The organism is Pseudescherichia sp. L3, assembly GCF_024656065.1.
Taxonomy (GTDB): Bacteria; Pseudomonadota; Gammaproteobacteria; order Enterobacterales; family Enterobacteriaceae; genus Pseudescherichia.
The window spans coordinates 635657-652966 of record NZ_JANKYC010000001.1 but is presented as its reverse complement, the minus strand read 5'-3'; the positions used below and the strand labels follow the sequence as shown (position 1 = coordinate 652966).

Sequence of the window (17310 nt, the reverse complement as noted above, 5' to 3'; positions counted from 1 at the left end):
CCGTGGTTAACAGGGCGCTGTCGGCACTGTGCCGCTAGCGCACAAGAGTGAGCAGATCCTGTAGCAGGCGTTCCGGTTTGTCGCCCTCCAGACGGGCGTCAACAGGCAGATACCACCAGCTCTCGTCGGCAAAGGCGCGGCACTTGACCGCGTCCTTCTCGGTCATTATCAGCGTTTGGCCGGGTTGAATAAACCCGCTCACCTGTGAATAGCTGAGCGCCTGATGATCGGCCAGCGCAACGGTGTTCTCTACCGCTGCGCCGCAGTCGGCCAGAGTCTGGAAAAAGCGCGGCGGATGACCAATCCCGGCCATAGCGACCACGGCGGGAAGTTCAGCAACCGGACGGCGCTCGCCGCTCTTGAGGTTCACGGCAAGACCCGGCTGCAGGCGCATCGGGATCTCTTCCGCCCGCGCCTCACCGCCGTTGGTTATCACCGCATCGACGGAGCGCAGACGGGAGGCCCGCTCGCGCATCGGTCCGGCAGGCAGCCACCAGCCGTTGCCAAATCGGCGTACGCCATCGATCACCACGATCTCTTTATCGCGGGCGAGACGGTAGTGCTGGAGTCCGTCGTCGGTCACAATAAGCTGGAGATCGTGCGCGTCCAGCAGGGCTTTCACCGCGTCGCTGCGCACCGGGGAGACCGCTACCGGTGCACCGGTACGCTGATAGATCAGCACCGGCTCGTCGCCCGCCTGCTCCGTGGTTGTCTGTGGGTCCAGCACCAGCGGATAGCTATCCGCCTTGCCGCCGTAGCCGCGAGAGACCACGCCAACCCGCACGCCGCGCTGCCGCAGCTGCTCAACCAGCCAGATCACCACCGGCGTTTTGCCGTTGCCGCCCGCCGTGAGATTACCCACGACCACCACCGGCACCGGTGCGCGCCAGGCTTTTTTAATGCCCAGCCGGTAGCAGAGACGAATTGCCCCGCTCACCAGGCCATAGAGCCAGGAGAGCGGCAGCAGCAGTAGCCACAGCGGTGATTCGCCTGACCAGATGCGGGCTATCATGCGCCAAACTGCATCTTATGCAGCTGGGCATAAACACCCTGCTGAGCCAGCAGTTCATCATGGCTACCGCGCTCAACGATGCGACCATCTTCAACGACCACGATCTCGTCCGCCTTCTCAATGGTAGAGAGACGGTGAGCGATCACCAGCGAGGTGCGGTTTTTCTGCAGCTCGTCCAGCGCGGCCTGGATAGCGCGTTCAGACTCGGTATCCAGCGCTGAGGTGGCCTCGTCGAGGATCAGGATCGGGCTGTCGCGCAGCAGGGCACGGGCGATAGCGATACGCTGGCGCTGGCCGCCGGAGAGCAGCACGCCGTTCTCGCCGATAATGGTATCGAGACCGTTATCCATCTTGCTAATAAAGTCCATGGCATAGGCCATACGGGCAGCGGTCTCGATCTGCTCCCGGCTGTACTCTTCCGTGCGCGCATAGGCGATGTTATTCGCCACCGTGTCGTTAAACAGATGCACGTTCTGCGATACCAGTGCCACCTGATTACGCAGGGAGTGCAGCTTGTATTCGCGCAGATCGTGGCCGTCCAGCAGGATCTCGCCGCTGTCTGTGTCATAGAAGCGGGTGATCAGGCTGGCAAGCGTTGATTTACCCGAGCCTGAACGCCCCACCAGCGCCACGGTTTTGCCTGCGGCGATGTTCAGGTTGATGTCACGCAGCGCTGGGGTTTCACGCCCAGGATAGGTAAAGGTGACGTTGCGGAACTCCAGGTTGCCTTCGGCACGCTCAATGTCGCGCTTGCCTTCGTCTTTCTCCTGCTCGCTGTCGAGAATGGCAAACAGCGTCTGACAGGCAGCCATGCCGCGCTGGAACTGGGCATTAACGTTGGTCAGCGACTTCAGCGGACGCATCAGGGCAATCATCGAGGAGAAGACCACGGTGATGGTCCCGGCGGTCAGGGTCTCCATCACGCTGGGGAAGCTCGCCGCATAGAGCACAAAGGCCAGCGCCAGAGAGGCGATCAGCTGAATGATCGGATCGGAGATCGAGGAGGCGGAGACCAGCTTCATCCCCTGCAGGCGCATCTTGTTGCTCACCTTGTCAAAGCGCTCGGTTTCGACCTGCTGGCCGCCAAACATCAGCACCTCTTTGTGGCCCTTGAGCATCTGCTCTGCGCTGGTGGTCACCTGCCCCATCGTATTCTGCATATTCTTGCTGATGTTACGAAAACGCTTCGATACCACACGAATGGCAATCGAGACAATTGGGGCCAGCACGATCAGGATCACCGACAGCTGCCAGCTGTAGTAGAACATCATGATAAACAGGCCAATAATTGACGCCCCTTCACGCACGACGGTAATCAGCGCGTTAGATGAGGAGGAGGCAACCTGCTCAGAGTCATAGGTGATACGGGAGAGCAGCGTCCCGGTGGACTGTTTGTCAAAGAAGGCGACGGGCATGCCCATCATGTGGCTGAACAGGCGCCGGCGCATGCCCATCACCACTTTGCCGGAAACCCATGAGATACAGTAGCTAGAGATGTAGCTGGTGATCCCACGCAGGATCATCAGCCCAATGATCACCAGCGGCATCCACAGCAGCACGGAGCGGTCCGTTTTACCAAAACCTTCATCGAGCAACGGTTTCAGAAGCGATAGCATAAAGGTATCGCTGGCTGCGTTAAGGATCAGTGCGACCCCCGCCACGAACAGACCCGCTTTGAAAGGTGCAATCATTGGCCAGAGGCGGCGGAACGTTTGCCACGTAGAGAGATCTTTGTCGTTATGCATTCAAAAAACCAGCACTTGTTGAAATAGCCGCATATTCTACCCGTTATCTGCAGGGACGCCAAACCGCTGATGATACCAGCGGGGGAAAAGTTGTTCGCGCAGGCTGAGGATCTTCCAGCCTTTGGTAGAAAAGTAGATGCTCGTTTGCCCTGCATGCGGCGTGTCGTACCAGCGGTAGCCCTGCTGCCGGTAGCGGCGAATCACTTTTGCTGAGGGGAGTCGCCAGGCGTTATAGCGCGAGGCGGAGGCCAGCGCCGCCTCGCCGTTGACCCGTTGAATAAGCGGCAGCGACGAAGAGGTGCTGCTCCCGTGGTGTGGAACCTGGATAAGTGTAGCCTGTAGATGCTGCCAGTAGCGGCTCAGCATGCGCTGCTCGGCAGGGGCTTCGATATCGCCGGTAAGCAGGATGCTCTGTTGACCATCATCGACCTTAACGACGCAGGAGCCGTTGTTTCCTTTCGCCACCTCCCCCGCCAGCGGCCAGTGTGCGGTAAAGTTAAGACCCTGCCACTGCCAGCGCTGGCCGCGAAAACAGGGCAGATGTCCGCCCCACCCCAGCGGACTGCGCACGGTCATCTCCGGCCACGCTTTTTGCAGCGTCTCCAGCCCGCCCCGGTGATCGAGGTGCTCATGGCTGAGGATAACGCCATCAGGTTTAAGATGATGCCAGCGTAGCCACGGAACGATCAGCTGCTGGGCACTGTCCCCGCCCGGCCACGCCAGTCCGGTGTCATAGAGCATGGCGCGCTGATTGCGGACAATGACCATCGCCAGCCCCTGCCCTACGTCCAGCATGTGTACGGCCCACTCATCGCTGCGGGCAGCGCGGTTGCGCGGCAGCGCCAGCAGCACAACAATCGTCAGGCCAAGGAACGGCGCTTTGGTGTAGATGCGTAGCCGCCAAAGCGCTATCGCCACCCACGGGAGCCAGACCAGTCCCTGCCAGCGCTGGTCAATGTCATACCAGCCGTCAGGCAGCTGGCGTAAAAACCAAAACAGCAACGCCAGGGTTCTGTCCGCCAGCAGCCAGCTGCCGCTCTCGACGATCGCGGGGCCGCTCAGATGCAGCAGCATGCCAGTGAGGATCAGCGGCACGGTGACAAAGGTCACCAGCGGTACGGCAATGAGATTGGCAACGATTGAGGTCAGGCTGATGCCATGAAAAATGGCTACCTGAATGGGCAGGAGGAGGATCATCATGCCCAATTGCAAATGCAGCAGGCTCAGGACGCTGCGCACGATATGCCCTCCTGGCAGGGGCGGCAGCGGCAGCCACTGATACCAGAAGATCAGCGCGGCGACGGCAAACGCGGAGAGCCACAGACTCTGGGAGAGAATAGCTACGGGATCGATAAACAGGATCGCGGCTACGCAGCAGAGCCAGACCTGCCAGGGCGACCACTGTCGACCCGAGAGGCGTAGCGCGCCCCAGACGACGAGAGACACCGCCGTACGCAGGGCTGGCGGCTGCATACCGGTAAGCCAGGCATAGTAAATCGCGCAGGCAAGACCAAACAGCAGCGGCAGCCGCCAGCCGATCCTGTTGCCAGGCAAGAAAAACTGTAGGCCGCGCATCAGCAGCCAGCCCAAAGACGCCGCCAGAGCAATATGCAAACCGGAGATGGCCATCAGGTGTGCGGTGCCGGTCTGGCGCATCAGGGCTTTAACATCGGCACTTAGCGCGGCGCGCTCCCCCATGCCTAGCCCCAGCATGACCGGTCGCCACGTGTAAAGTGCCAGCGTCTCGCTCAGAGAGGCGAGATAGCGGGCGCGCAGGTCGCAGCGAAGATCGATCGGCGTGGCATGAATAAACCGCCCGCTTACCGGCTGATGCTGGGCTATAGCATAGCGCTGGGTATCGAAGCCGCCATCGTTAAGCTGTCCGTGTACGGCACGCACTTTCAGCGTCATCTCCCAGCGCTGTCCGGCACAGCCTGGCTGAGGCAGATACTGCCCGTACAGTCTAATCCCTGGCGCAGGGAAGAGCCGCCTGCCGTCCAGCTGCTCGATAATGCCCCGATGGGCGGTCATACCGTCGGTGGCGACAATCTTTACCACCGCCCGCTGGGTTGCCCCCGGCAGCGATTTTGCTGGCCAGACGGCCTCCTGTGCGGCCAGCACTCCCCAGGCAAAAAAGAGCAGCCATAGCGCCAGCCAACGGACTCGCGGCCAGCCTCCCATCAGGCAGCCAGCAACAATGATAGCCACGACTCCACTGATTTCTGGCAGGGCTGGAAGCCATAGCAGGGGCAAAACGGCAGTAATCAGACAACATGCAACGGCGGGCAGACTCATAGCCACCTCCTTGTGCCGCGAGTATGCAGGCATCGGGCGGCGCTGTCGGCTATGGCTTTTCGGTTTTACGAGGCAGCTTCAGAAGCGATAGAAAAATCGCGAACGACAGAAATGAAAAAAGCACCCGCAGGTGCTCTCTTCAGAGAAGTACGTTTTCGCCGGTACGGCGTAAAACCTACTCTTCGTAAATGTTGGCGCGGTCGCGCAGTTCTTTACCCGGCTTAAAGTGTGGGACATATTTGCCTTCCAGATCCACTTTATCACCTGTTTTTGGGTTACGCCCGGTGCGTGGTGCCCGATAGTGCAGAGAGAAACTGCCGAAACCGCGGATCTCAATGCGCTCGCCCTGGGCCAGGGTCGAGGCCATATGCTCCAGCATCTCTTTCACAGCGTCTTCTACAGACTTAGCCGGAATGTGAGATTGTTGGCTTGCAAGTCTTTCGATCAATTCTGACTTGGTCATGATTCCTCCGGTTTCCTTAATCAGGAATATTTACTAACAGCAGATTAGACAAGGGCGGCCGTAGCCGCCCTTTGTTATTGATTACAGGACTAATCTTGTAATCTGTCAAGCTACCCGAGGGTAACTTATTCGCCTTTCGCTGCTTTGAACGCTTCAGCCATAGCGTTAGAGAAGTTGCCTTCTTCCTGTTTGTTGTTAACAGTAGCGATTGCATCTTTCTCGTCAGCTTCGTCTTTAGCACGAACAGACAGGCTGATGGCGCGGTTCTTACGATCAACACCGGTGAACTTAGCTTCAACTTCGTCGCCAACGCTCAGAACCAGAGTTGCGTCTTCAACGCGGTCACGGGACGCTTCAGAAGCGCGCAGGTAGCCTTCAACACCGTCGGCCAGCTCTACGGTTGCGCCTTTCGCGTCAACTGCAGTCACTTTACCGGTTACGATTGCGCCTTTCTTGTTCAGGGCAACGTAGTTGTTGAACGGATCTTCTGCCAGCTGCTTAACGCCCAGGGAGATACGCTCACGCTCTGCGTCAACCTGCAGAACAACCGCTGCGATTTCGTCGCCTTTTTTGTATTCACGAACTGCTTCTTCGCCTGTAACGTTCCAGGAGATGTCAGACAGGTGAACCAGGCCGTCGATGCCGCCGTCCAGGCCGATGAAGATACCGAAGTCAGTGATAGACTTGATTTTACCTTCAACACGGTCGCCCTTGTTGTGGGTTTCCGCGAACTGCTGCCACGGGTTGTTTTTGCACTGTTTCAGGCCCAGGGAGATACGACGACGTTCTTCGTCGATATCCAGAACCATTACTTCCACTACGTCGCCAACGTTAACAACTTTAGACGGGTGGATGTTTTTGTTGGTCCAGTCCATTTCGGAAACGTGCACCAGGCCTTCAACGCCCTCTTCGATTTCAACGAAGCAGCCGTAGTCGGTCAGGTTGGTTACGCGACCGGTCAGCTTGGTGCCTTCCGGGTAACGTTTAGCGATAGCAACCCACGGATCTTCGCCCAGCTGTTTCAGGCCGAGGGATACACGGGTACGCTCGCGGTCGAACTTCAGCACTTTAACAGTGATTTCGTCGCCAACGTTCACGATTTCGCTTGGGTGCTTAACGCGTTTCCATGCCATATCAGTGATGTGCAGCAGGCCGTCAACGCCGCCCAGATCAACGAATGCACCGTAGTCAGTGAGGTTCTTAACGATACCTTTAACTTCCATGCCTTCCTGCAGGTTTTCCAGCAGCTGATCGCGCTCTGCGCTGTTTTCAGACTCGATAACCGCACGACGGGAAACAACAACGTTGTTGCGTTTCTGGTCAAGCTTGATCACTTTGAACTCAAGCTCTTTGCCTTCCAGGTGCAGCGTATCGCGTACCGGACGCACGTCTACCAGAGAACCTGGCAGGAACGCACGAATACCGTTCAGCTCAACAGTGAAGCCACCTTTAACTTTGCCGTTGATAACACCAACTACAGTCTCAGCGTCTTCGTAAGCTTTTTCCAGCGTGATCCAAGCTTCGTGACGCTTAGCTTTCTCACGGGACAGCAGAGTTTCACCGAAGCCGTCTTCTACTGCATCCAGTGCAACGTCAACTTCGTCACCAACCTGGATTTCCAGCTCGCCCTGGGCGTTTTTGAACTGCTCTGCCGGAATGGCAGACTCAGATTTCAGACCGGCGTCAACCAGTACGATATCTTTGTCGATAGCAACAACAACACCACGAACGATGGAACCCGGACGGGTTTCGATTGTTTTTAAGGATTCTTCAAAGAGTTGAGCAAAAGATTCAGTCATGTTTAATCTTCAGGTTAATATAACGTCCACCTGGCTCCATGCCGGATGGGGTTGTTTCACATACCCGCTGTCACTCCGTTGCAGCGGGGGTACTACATAATCTTGCTACTACATAATTTTACTACTACATAATCGTGCTACTACAAATTCGGTCGCTTTAAGCGAGAGCCAACTTTTGGCGCGCGTATTGTAACGCTTTTTCAATCACTTGCTCAATGCTTAAACTGGTAGAATCCAGGACTAATGCATCGGCAGCGGGGACCAGCGGCGCTACGGGGCGATTACGATCGCGATCGTCGCGTTCTTTGATCTCGGCCAAAAGGCGTTCAAAGTTAACACTAAAGCCCTTCTCCTGCAACTGCAGCATGCGGCGATGCGCGCGCTCTTCCGAGGAGGCGTCGAGGAAAATCTTCACCGGCGCGTCGGGGAATACCACCGTACCCATGTCGCGACCGTCGGCAATCAGGCCGGGCAGCTCACGGAACCCACGCTGGCGACGCAGCAGTGCCTCACGTACGCGAGGAAACGCGGCCACCTGGGATGCAGCATTCGCCACTTCCTGGGTGCGGATCTCACCGCTCACGTCTTCGCCCTCAAGGATCACCTCTAGCTGGCCGTTAGTGGATACAAAGCGTACGTCGAGATGTGCAGCCAGCGGGACCAGCACCTCTTCCGAGGTAACGTCAACGTGATGATGCAGCGCAGCCAGCGCCAGCACGCGATAGATCGCACCCGAGTCGAGAAGATGCCACTGCAGCGCTTCCGCCATCGCCTGGCACAGAGTCCCTTTGCCCGCACCGCTTGGCCCATCAATGGTGATTACCGGGGCAGTTGCCGCCATCTTTTGCTCCTTATTAAAGGCTTACCATGAACGTAAACGCCGCGCATTATACGCGCCAACGTACGCAACTGTTATCTTTGCGTGTAAATAACGGAATTAATGAGACAGAGTGTAGAAGAAATGGGCAGGGATGAGTGTGAGAAAGCGTAAGGAAATGCCGCATCGCAGGATGCGGCAGAGATAATCATGCGAAGGTGCTAATACGCGCCAGCTGGTCGAAATAGTCCGGGAAGGTTTTCGCCGTACACTTCGGGTCAAGGATCGTCACCGGCGTTGCCGACAGGGCCACCAGAGAGAAGCACATCGCCATCCGGTGATCGTTATAGGTGGCAATGGACGCCTCCTGCAACACCGCAGGCGGCGTGACGCGGATATAATCCTCGCCCTCTTCCACCTCTGCCCCCACCTTGCGCAGTTCGGTCGCCATGGCAAACAGGCGATCGGTCTCTTTTACCCGCCAGTTATAGATGTTGCGCAGGGTCGTCGTCCCGCTGGCAAACAGCGCGGTGGTAGCAATCGTCATCGCCGCATCCGGAATATGGTTCATATCCATATCAATCGCTTTCAGCTCACCGCGGGTGCAGGCGATGTAATCCTCGCCCCAGGTCACAGTCGCGCCCATCTTCTCCAGCACGTCGGCAAAGCGAATATCGCCCTGCACGCTGTTGCGCCCGATGCCGGTCACCTTCACCGTGCCGCCTTTAATGGCCGCCGCTGCCAGGAAATAGGAGGCAGACGAGGCATCGCCCTCTACCAGATAGTGACCCGGAGAGCGGTACTGCTGCCCGCCGCGCACCACAAAGCGCTGGTACTGCTGGTTCTCGACCTCGACGCCAAAGGTCTTCATCAGATGCAGCGTGATATCAATGTAGGGTTTTGAAACCAGATCGCCTTTAATAGCGATCTCTGTGTCTTTTGATGCCAGCGGCGCGGTCATTAGCAGCGCGGTAAGGAACTGGCTGGAGACGCTGCCGTCTACCGCCACCTGGCCGCCGGTAAAGCCGCCGCGCAGGCGCAGCGGGGGGTAGTTCTCTTGCTCAAGATAGTCGATCTGGGCTCCGCCCTGACGCAGCGCATCCACCAGATGGCCAATCGGGCGCTCTTTCATGCGCGGTTCGCCAGTCAGCACAACGTTGCTGCTGCCGAGACACAGCGCGGCCGCTAGCGGACGCATCGCAGTACCGGCATTGCCGAGAAACAGCTCAACCTCTTCAGCAGACCGTAACGCGCCGCCGTTGCCGGTGACTTCACAGCGGGTACGATCGTCAGAGAGCGTGTAATGAACGCCTAACGCTTTCAGCGCATTGAGCATATGGCGCACGTCATCGCTGTCCAGCAGGTTAGTGAGGACGGTGGTGCCGTTTGCCAGCGCTGCCAGCAGCAGAGCGCGGTTCGAGACACTCTTGGAACCAGGCAGATTAATGGTGCCATCTACGCGCGCAATAGGTTGTAACGTCAGGGATTCCATGAAACTAAACTCTCAACTCAACATAATAAAAACCCCGCAGCAGGCGTGCGGGGGTGAAAAAAGCGCAATTAACCGTGGCGACGTTCGAAGTCGACCATGAAATCGGTCAGGGCTTTGACGCCCGCCAGCGGCATGGCGTTGTAGATAGAGGCACGCATTCCGCCGACGACGCGGTGGCCTTTCAGGGCATGCAGACCGGCGGCGAAGGACTCCTCCAGGAAGAGGTTGTCGAGCGTGCTGTCCGCCAGCTGGAATGGTACGTTCATGCGCGAACGGTTCGCGACCGCCACGTCGTTACGGTAGAAGTCGCTGCCGTCGATAACGCCGTAGAGCAGCTCGGCTTTCTGCTGGTTGATGGCATTCATCGCCGCAACGCCGCCGTTTTGCTTCAGCCACTTGAACACCAGGCCAGAGAGGTACCAGGCAAAGGTCGGCGGGGTGTTGAACATAGAGTCGTTTTCGTTCAGCACGCTGTAATCGAGAATTGACGGGCAGGACTTATGGGCTTTACCCAACAGATCGTCGCGCACGATCACCAGCGTCAGGCCTGCCGGACCGATGTTTTTCTGCGCACCGGCGTAGATAACGCCGTAGCGGCTAACGTCAAGCGGCGCGGAAAGAATAGTCGACGAGAGATCGGCAGTTACCACGACGTTATCGCCAAACTCAGGCTCTTCATGGATAGCGATGCCGTCGATGGTCTCGTTCGGGCAGTAGTGCAGGTAGGCCGCATCGTTAGAGAGCTGCCAGTCACGCATTGGCTTCACCGCGCGCAGTCCGTCAACGGTCGTTTTGGCATCAATCACGTTCGGCGTACAGTATTTATGCGCCTCTTTTACCGCGCTGGCCGCCCAGTAACCGGCATCAACGTAATCCGCCGTGGTTTTATCACCCAGCAGGTTCAATGGAATGCCCGCGAACTGACCGCGACCGCCACCGTGGCAGAACAGAACCTTATAGTTCTCAGGGATGCTTAACAGATCGCGAAAATCCTGCTCCGCCTCTTCTGCGCACTGGATAAACGGCTTACCGCGGTGGCTAATCTCCATGACCGACGTGCCAAGACCCTGCCAATCGCAGAGCTCCTGCTGAGCCTGTTTAAGCACCTCTGTCGGCAACATCGCCGGACCAGAACTAAAATTAAAGACCTGTGTCATTTCCTCTCACCACGCTGAAAGCAATAAGTTATTCCTGTGACATCGGTTGTACCATTGCACGTCACCCGCCGCAACGGGTATTCCGAAGACGGGAAGAAATGTGCGCTCAGTCACATAGCAGATTATTTTGTGCTGTTCTGCGACGGTGGCGAAAAACCCTGTCAGGTAATGCGAATTGCCCGGCTGGCCTTCGTCCATTCTGGACTTTTGCAGCGCGGACAGGGTTGTTTATCTCCTGCCTGCATCGCAATCACCTCGCTGCATTTTACGCAGGCGTAGTCGCCCGCCTCTGGCGCGACCATAAAGCGCGGTACCAGCCCCGCCGGCATCAGCGATAGCCCAGGGCGCACGTCCTCATCGCGATAGTAGTAGGTACTGATCTGCCCGTTGGTTTCCAGGATGGCCAGCCGAATCTGCCCCAGTTGCTCTACGCCGCTCACCCGCAGCTCCATATAGAACTCGACCTCGGTCAGGTTAGCCGCTCTAAGCTTGTCCCACGCCAGCTCGCCCTCTTCAACAATAATAATCGGCTTACCTTCCAGCAGATCCTCAAGCCGTTCACTGTGAGCCATGAGCCACATGACAAGCCGGTAGAACAGCGCCAGCGAGATAAACACCACCAGCACCGGCAGCATCGGCACGTCGTCATAGAAGGCAACGTCCCCTGCCGCCGAGCCGAGGGTCAGAATGATCAATACCTCAAAGAGCGACATCTGGCGCACGCCGCGCCGTCCGGCAATCTTCAGGAACAGAAAAACGAGGATAAAGGTATAGAGACTTCGCAGCGCGACCTCACCTAAAAAGTCGAGCGGCGCCTTGTCCAGCATCATACGATGCAAATCGAATGCTTTCATTTTCTTTTGCCTAAACAGGACGTTAGTTTCTACAAGCATAGCTCGCGCTTTTATTTTCGTCCTCTGGCGCAGGAAGATAGCGCCGTTCACCTAAAACCCGTATCATTGCGCGCTTTCCGTACGAATAAAGTGACGCTCATGACGCAAACATTTATCCCCGGCAAAGATGCCGCTCTGGAAGACTCCATCGCCCGCTTCCAGCAGAAACTGCTCGATCTTGGCTTCGATATCGAAGAGGCCTCCTGGCTGAACCCGGTGCCAAACGTCTGGTCCGTGCATATCCGCGATAAAGCCTGCGCCCTCTGCTTTACCAACGGTAAAGGCGCAACCAAAAAAGCCGCGCTGGCCTCCGCCCTTGGCGAGTATTTCGAGCGTCTCTCTACTAACTACTTCTTTGCCGACTTCTGGCTGGGCGATGAGATCGCTAATGGCCCGTTTGTGCACTATCCGAACGAGAAGTGGTTCCCACTGCCGGAAGACGACTCGCTGCCGGAAGGTATTCTCGACGCCCGCCTGCGTGCGTTCTACGATCCAGAAGGCGAGCTGGCCGCCGGCATGCTGATTGACCTGCAGTCAGGCAACGAAGAACGCGGCATCTGCGGTCTGCCGTTTACCCGTCAGTCAGATCAGCAGACGGTCTATATTCCGATGAATATCGTCGGCAACCTGTACGTCTCCAACGGCATGTCCGCCGGTAACACCCGCAACGAAGCCCGCGTACAGGGTCTGTCGGAAGTGTTTGAGCGCCACATCAAGAACCGCATTATTGCGGAAAGCATCAGCCTGCCGGAGATCCCGCAGGAGGTGCTGGCTCGCTATCCAGGCGTGGTAGAGTCTATTGCTACCCTGGAAGCTGAAGGTTTCCCTATCTTTGCCTACGACGCCTCGCTGGGCGGCAAATACCCGGTGATTTGCGTCGTGCTGTTTAACCCGGCTAACGGCACCTGCTTCGCCTCTTTCGGCGCACACCCGGACTTTGGCGTGGCGCTGGAGCGTACCGTAACCGAGCTGCTACAGGGCCGTGGCCTGAAGGATCTCGACGTCTTCACCCCGCCGACCTTTGATGATGAAGAGGTCGCCGAGCATGCCAACCTGGAGACCCACTTTATCGACTCCAGCGGTCTGATCTCCTGGGATATGTTCAAGCAGGACGCCGACTATCCGTTCGTGGACTGGAGCTTCTCTGGCACCACCGAAGAGGAGTTCGCGACCCTGATGGCCATCTTCCGTGAGGAGGATAAAGAGGTCTACATCGCTGACTACGAGCATCTGAGCGTCTACGCCTGCCGTATTATCGTGCCGGGCATGTCCGACATCTATCCGGCAGAGGATCTCTGGCTGGCGAACAACAGCATGGGGAGCCACCTGCGCGAAACCATTCTTGCCCTGCCGGGCAGCGAGTGGGAGAAAGAGGCGTACCTCGATCTGATCGCCCAGTTGGACGACGAGGGTCACGATGACTTTACCCGCGTGCGTGAGCTGTTAGGCATTGCTACCGGGAAAGACAACGGCTGGTACACGCTGCGCATTGGCGAGCTGAAGGCGATGCTGGCGCTAGCGGGGGGCGATCTTGAGCAGGCCCTGATCTGGACCGAATGGACAATGGAGTTTAATGCCTCCGTCTTTTCCCCGGCGCGAGCAAACTACTACCGCTGCCTGCAGACCCTTCTGCTGCTGGCTCAGGAAGAAGAGCGCCAGCCGCTGCAGTACCTCAACGCCTTTGTCCGCATGTATGGCGCGGACGCGGTGGAAGCAGCCAGTGCAGCGATGAGCGGTGAAGCGCCGTTCTACGGTCTACAGGCGGCAGACGGTACGCTGGAAGCGTTCCCGGCTCACCGCTCCCTGCTGGCAGCCTACGAGAAGCTGCAGCGGGCGAAACAGGCTTTCTGGCCAAAAGAAGCGTAAATAACACCATAAGCTGTAGGCGTATTGCGACAGCCAGGCTATATTACGGGGCAATTTCATTGCCCCGTTTTTTATATATTTTTGCAAAGAATTATAAATGTAATAATTAGGTTACTCATAAGTAATATTCTTTATTGAAACTCAGGCGTATTGTTACTTTTTGGCAGAATTACTCCATTGTAATTAACGCGCCAGCGACGAGTCCAAAAAAAGATTCAAAACATTTTATAATTTTTAAACTTTATTTATTTTATAAAAATCAATTAGTTACGCATAAAAAAACCTAAAACCACAACATCAAAAGGCCTATAAGACGGGTGAGATATGATCCATATCAAGTTCTCTCCTATAATGCTTTGTTAGTATCTCATTGCCAACTTAATGAAGAGAGAGTTAGTGTGAAAGCTGACAACCCTTTTGATTTGATACTTCCCCCTGCGATGGCAAAAGTTGCCGAAGAGGCGGGTGTCTATAAAGCCACAAAGCGTCCGATGACGACGTTCTTCCTGGCGATTACCGCCGGGGTGTTCATCTCCATCGCCTTTGTTTTCTATATTACCTCCACCACCGGCACCGCCGCGATGCCGTACGGTGTTGCTAAACTGATTGGCGGTATCTGCTTCTCACTGGGCCTGATTTTGTGCGTTATCTGCGGTGCAGATCTCTTTACCTCGACGGTACTTATCGTAGTGGCAAAGGCCAGCGGCAAAATCACCTGGGGCCAGCTGGCTCGCAACTGGATCAACGTTTACGTTGGCAACCTGGTCGGCTGTCTGCTCTTTGTGCTACTGATGTGGCTCTCGGGTGAGTACATGACCGCTAACGGCGGCTGGGGACTCAACGTCCTGCAAACCGCTGACCATAAAATGCACCATACTTTTATTGAAGCCGTCGCACTCGGCATCCTGGCAAACCTGATGGTCTGTCTGGCCGTATGGATGAGCTACTCAGGCCGCAGCCTGATGGACAAAGCCATGATTATGGTCCTGCCGGTTGCCATGTTTGTTGCCAGCGGCTTTGAGCACAGCATCGCAAACATGTTCCTGATCCCACTGGGTATCGTGATTCGTGATTTTGCTTCGCCGGAGTTCTGGACCGCAGTCGGTTCATCTCCAGCCAATTTTTCTCATCTGACCGTGATGAACTTCATCACTGATAATCTGATCCCCGTAACGATCGGGAACATTATCGGTGGGGGTTTACTGGTTGGGTTGACATACTGGGTCATTTACCTGCGTGGCGATAACCATCATTGATGGCTGTTCCAGGCAGTAAATAAAAAATCCACTTAAGAAGGTAGGTGTTACATGTCCGAGCTTAATGAAAAGTTAGCAACAGCATGGGAAGGTTTCGTTGAAGGTGACTGGCAGAAAGCGGTCAACGTCCGTGACTTTATCCAGAAAAACTACGCTCCTTACGAGGGCGACGAATCTTTCCTGGCCGGTGCCACTGAAGCTACCACCACGCTGTGGGACAAAGTAATGGAAGGCGTCAAACTGGAGAACCGCACCCATGCGCCAGTTGACTTCGACACCTCCGTTGCGTCCACCATCACCTCTCACGACGCCGGCTACATCAACAAGGCGCTGGAGAAAATCGTTGGTCTGCAAACTGAAGCGCCGCTGAAACGTGCGATTATTCCGTTCGGTGGTATCAAAATGGTTGAAGGTTCCTGCAAAGCGTACAACCGCGAGCTGGACCCGATGCTGAAAAAGATCTTCACTGAATATCGCAAGACCCACAACCAGGGCGTTTTTGATGTCTACACCAAAGACATCCTGAACTGCCGTAAGTCTGGCGTGCTGACCGGTCTGCCGGACGCCTACGGCCGTGGCCGTATCATCGGTGACTACCGTCGCGTTGCGCTGTACGGTATCGACTTCCTGATGAAAGACAAATACGCTCAGTTCCTCTCTCTGCAAGATAAACTGGAAAACGGCGAAGATCTGGAAGCGACTATCCGTCTGCGTGAAGAGATCTCCGAACAGTATCGCGCACTGGGCCAGATCAAAGAGATGGCAGCGAAATATGGCTGCGATATCTCCGGTCCGGCAACTACTGCTCAGGAAGCGGTTCAGTGGACCTACTTCGGCTACCTGGCCGCGGTGAAATCCCAGAACGGTGCAGCCATGTCCTTTGGCCGTGTCTCTACCTTCCTTGACGTTTACATCGAACGCGACCTGAAAGCCGGTAAAATCACCGAGCAGGACGCGCAGGAGATGATCGACCACCTGGTCATGAAACTGCGTATGGTTCGCTTCCTGCGTACCCCTGAGTACGATGAGCTGTTCTCCGGTGACCCGATCTGGGCAACCGAATCCATCGCCGGTATGGGCGTTGATGGCCGTACGCTGGTCACTAAAAACAGCTTCCGCTTCCTGAACACCCTGTACACCATGGGGCCGTCTCCGGAGCCGAACATCACCGTACTGTGGTCTGAAAAACTGCCGCTGGGCTTCAAAAAATACGCAGCGAAGGTCTCTATCGACACCTCTTCTCTGCAGTATGAAAACGATGACCTGATGCGTCCTGACTTCAACAACGACGATTACGCTATCGCTTGCTGCGTAAGCCCGATGGTTGTTGGTAAGCAAATGCAGTTCTTCGGCGCGCGTGCTAACCTGGCGAAAACCATGCTGTACGCGATCAACGGCGGCGTTGATGAAAAACTGAAAATGCAGGTGGGTCCGAAATCTGCACCGATCAAAGGCGATGTCCTGAACTTCGACGAAGTCATGGAGCGCATGGATCACTTCATGGACTGGCTGGCTAAGCAGTACGTGACTGCCCTGAACATCATCCACTACATGCACGACAAGTACAGCTACGAAGCTTCTCTGATGGCGCTGCACGACCGTGACGTTGTTCGCACCATGGCATGTGGTATCGCAGGTCTGTCCGTTGCGGCTGACTCCCTGTCCGCTATCAAATATGCGAAAGTTAAACCGATTCGTGACGAAGACGGTCTGGCGACTGACTTTGCAATCGAAGGTGAATACCCGCAGTTTGGTAACAACGATTCACGCGTTGATGACCTGGCGGTTGACCTGGTTGAACGTTTCATGAAGAAAATTCAGAAACTGACTACCTACCGCAACGCTATCCCGACCCAGTCCGTTCTGACCATCACCTCTAACGTCGTGTATGGTAAGAAAACCGGTAACACCCCGGACGGTCGTCGTGCTGGCGCGCCGTTTGGCCCAGGTGCTAACCCGATGCACGGTCGCGATCAGAAAGGTGCCATTGCCTCTCTGACCTCCGTTGCTAAACTGCCGTTTGCCTACGCTAAAGATGGTATCTCTTATACCTTCTCTATCGTTCCGAACGCGCTGGGTAAAGACGATGAAGTGCGTAAAACCAACCTGGCAGGCCTGATGGATGGTTACTTCCATCACGAGTCTTCCATTGAAGGCGGTCAGCACCTCAACGTGAACGTCATGAACCGTGAAATGCTGCTTGATGCAATGGAGCACCCGGAAAAATATCCGCAGCTGACCATCCGTGTTTCCGGTTACGCGGTACGTTTTAACTCCCTGACCAAAGAACAGCAGCAGGACGTTATCACCCGTACCTTCACGCAAACCATGTAATGGTTGACTGAAAAAGCGTACAATAAAGGCTCCACAATCGTGGGGCCTTTTTAGTAAACGCGCCCTCTCCTTCGAGCCTGCTTTGCCAACTGTCCTGCTTACGGGCAGCTGGCAAAACAGACTTAAACATAGCGGAAAGCTGTGCAAATACAGGCCCGGGACGGGCCATATCCGGAGAACC

Annotated in this window: 12 protein-coding genes; 3 read left to right on the top strand and 9 right to left on the bottom strand. The window is 56.1% G+C overall.

Annotated features, from left to right (window positions below; genetic code table 11):
• Positions 1-34: 34 nt before the first annotated feature.
• The 9 genes from lpxK to NR795_RS03080 form a co-directional block, all read right to left on the bottom strand.
• Entirely contained in the window at positions 35-1012 is a 978-nt protein-coding gene (gene lpxK / locus NR795_RS03120; RefSeq protein WP_144812965.1) for a tetraacyldisaccharide 4'-kinase, read from the bottom strand.
• Positions 1009-2757, bottom strand: coding sequence for a lipid A ABC transporter ATP-binding protein/permease MsbA (gene msbA / locus NR795_RS03115; RefSeq protein WP_144812967.1), 1749 nt, complete (start codon positions 2755-2757; stop codon positions 1009-1011). The genes lpxK and msbA overlap by 4 nt, the downstream gene beginning before the upstream one ends.
• Before the next feature lie 36 nt (positions 2758-2793).
• Entirely contained in the window at positions 2794-5052 is a 2259-nt protein-coding gene (locus tag NR795_RS03110) for a ComEC family protein (protein ID WP_257757103.1), read from the bottom strand.
• Positions 5053-5227: 175 nt separating this feature from the next.
• A complete protein-coding gene (gene ihfB, locus NR795_RS03105; protein ID WP_042392427.1) occupies positions 5228-5515 on the bottom strand; it encodes an integration host factor subunit beta in 288 nt (95 codons plus the stop codon).
• A 125-nt stretch (positions 5516-5640) separates the two neighbouring features.
• Complete coding sequence (gene rpsA / locus NR795_RS03100) at positions 5641-7314, bottom strand: 30S ribosomal protein S1 (protein WP_042392425.1); 1674 nt, start codon at positions 7312-7314, stop codon at positions 5641-5643.
• A 157-nt stretch (positions 7315-7471) separates the two neighbouring features.
• Positions 7472-8155 (bottom strand): (d)CMP kinase, encoded by a 684-nt coding sequence (gene cmk, locus NR795_RS03095; protein WP_042392424.1) that lies wholly within the window; start codon positions 8153-8155, stop codon positions 7472-7474.
• 184 nt (positions 8156-8339) lie between these two features.
• Positions 8340-9623 (bottom strand): 3-phosphoshikimate 1-carboxyvinyltransferase, encoded by a 1284-nt coding sequence (gene aroA / locus NR795_RS03090; RefSeq protein ID WP_257757086.1) that lies wholly within the window; start codon positions 9621-9623, stop codon positions 8340-8342.
• Between the two features lie 68 nt (positions 9624-9691).
• Positions 9692-10780, bottom strand: coding sequence for a 3-phosphoserine/phosphohydroxythreonine transaminase (serC, locus tag NR795_RS03085; RefSeq protein ID WP_144812977.1), 1089 nt, complete (start codon positions 10778-10780; stop codon positions 9692-9694).
• Between the two features lie 161 nt (positions 10781-10941).
• The gene (locus NR795_RS03080; RefSeq protein WP_144812981.1) at positions 10942-11634 is read right to left on the bottom strand and encodes a DUF421 domain-containing protein; all 693 of its coding nucleotides are present in this window, start codon (positions 11632-11634) and stop codon (positions 10942-10944) included.
• A 138-nt stretch (positions 11635-11772) separates the two neighbouring features.
• On the opposite strand from NR795_RS03080, the gene ycaO reads away from it, so the two are divergent.
• The 3 genes from ycaO to pflB all read left to right on the top strand — a co-directional run bounded on the left by ycaO (position 11773) and on the right by pflB (position 17129).
• A complete protein-coding gene (gene ycaO, locus NR795_RS03075; RefSeq protein ID WP_144812984.1) occupies positions 11773-13539 on the top strand; it encodes a 30S ribosomal protein S12 methylthiotransferase accessory factor YcaO in 1767 nt (588 codons plus the stop codon).
• Between the two features lie 398 nt (positions 13540-13937).
• Positions 13938-14795, top strand: a complete 858-nt coding sequence (gene focA / locus NR795_RS03070; RefSeq protein WP_144812988.1) for a formate transporter FocA — start codon at positions 13938-13940, stop codon at positions 14793-14795.
• 51 nt (positions 14796-14846) lie between these two features.
• The gene (pflB, locus tag NR795_RS03065) at positions 14847-17129 is read left to right on the top strand and encodes a formate C-acetyltransferase (RefSeq protein ID WP_257757083.1); all 2283 of its coding nucleotides are present in this window, start codon (positions 14847-14849) and stop codon (positions 17127-17129) included.
• Positions 17130-17310: the final 181 nt, after the last annotated feature.

What these genes read in the sequence shown, in the direction of transcription:
- lpxK (WP_144812965.1), bottom strand. Translation starts at nt 1,012, where the DNA reads ATGATAGCCCGCATCTGGTCAGGCGAATCACCGCTGTGGCTACTGCTG.
- msbA (WP_144812967.1), bottom strand. Translation starts at nt 2,757, where the DNA reads ATGCATAACGACAAAGATCTCTCTACGTGGCAAACGTTCCGCCGCCTC.
- NR795_RS03110 (WP_257757103.1), bottom strand. Translation starts at nt 5,052, where the DNA reads ATGAGTCTGCCCGCCGTTGCATGTTGTCTGATTACTGCCGTTTTGCCC.
- ihfB (WP_042392427.1), bottom strand. Translation starts at nt 5,515, where the DNA reads ATGACCAAGTCAGAATTGATCGAAAGACTTGCAAGCCAACAATCTCAC.
- rpsA (WP_042392425.1), bottom strand. Translation starts at nt 7,314, where the DNA reads ATGACTGAATCTTTTGCTCAACTCTTTGAAGAATCCTTAAAAACAATC.
- cmk (WP_042392424.1), bottom strand. Translation starts at nt 8,155, where the DNA reads ATGGCGGCAACTGCCCCGGTAATCACCATTGATGGGCCAAGCGGTGCG.
- aroA (WP_257757086.1), bottom strand. Translation starts at nt 9,623, where the DNA reads ATGGAATCCCTGACGTTACAACCTATTGCGCGCGTAGATGGCACCATT.
- serC (WP_144812977.1), bottom strand. Translation starts at nt 10,780, where the DNA reads ATGACACAGGTCTTTAATTTTAGTTCTGGTCCGGCGATGTTGCCGACA.
- NR795_RS03080 (WP_144812981.1), bottom strand. Translation starts at nt 11,634, where the DNA reads ATGAAAGCATTCGATTTGCATCGTATGATGCTGGACAAGGCGCCGCTC.
- ycaO (WP_144812984.1), top strand. Translation starts at nt 11,773, where the DNA reads ATGACGCAAACATTTATCCCCGGCAAAGATGCCGCTCTGGAAGACTCC.
- pflB (WP_257757083.1), top strand. Translation starts at nt 14,847, where the DNA reads ATGTCCGAGCTTAATGAAAAGTTAGCAACAGCATGGGAAGGTTTCGTT.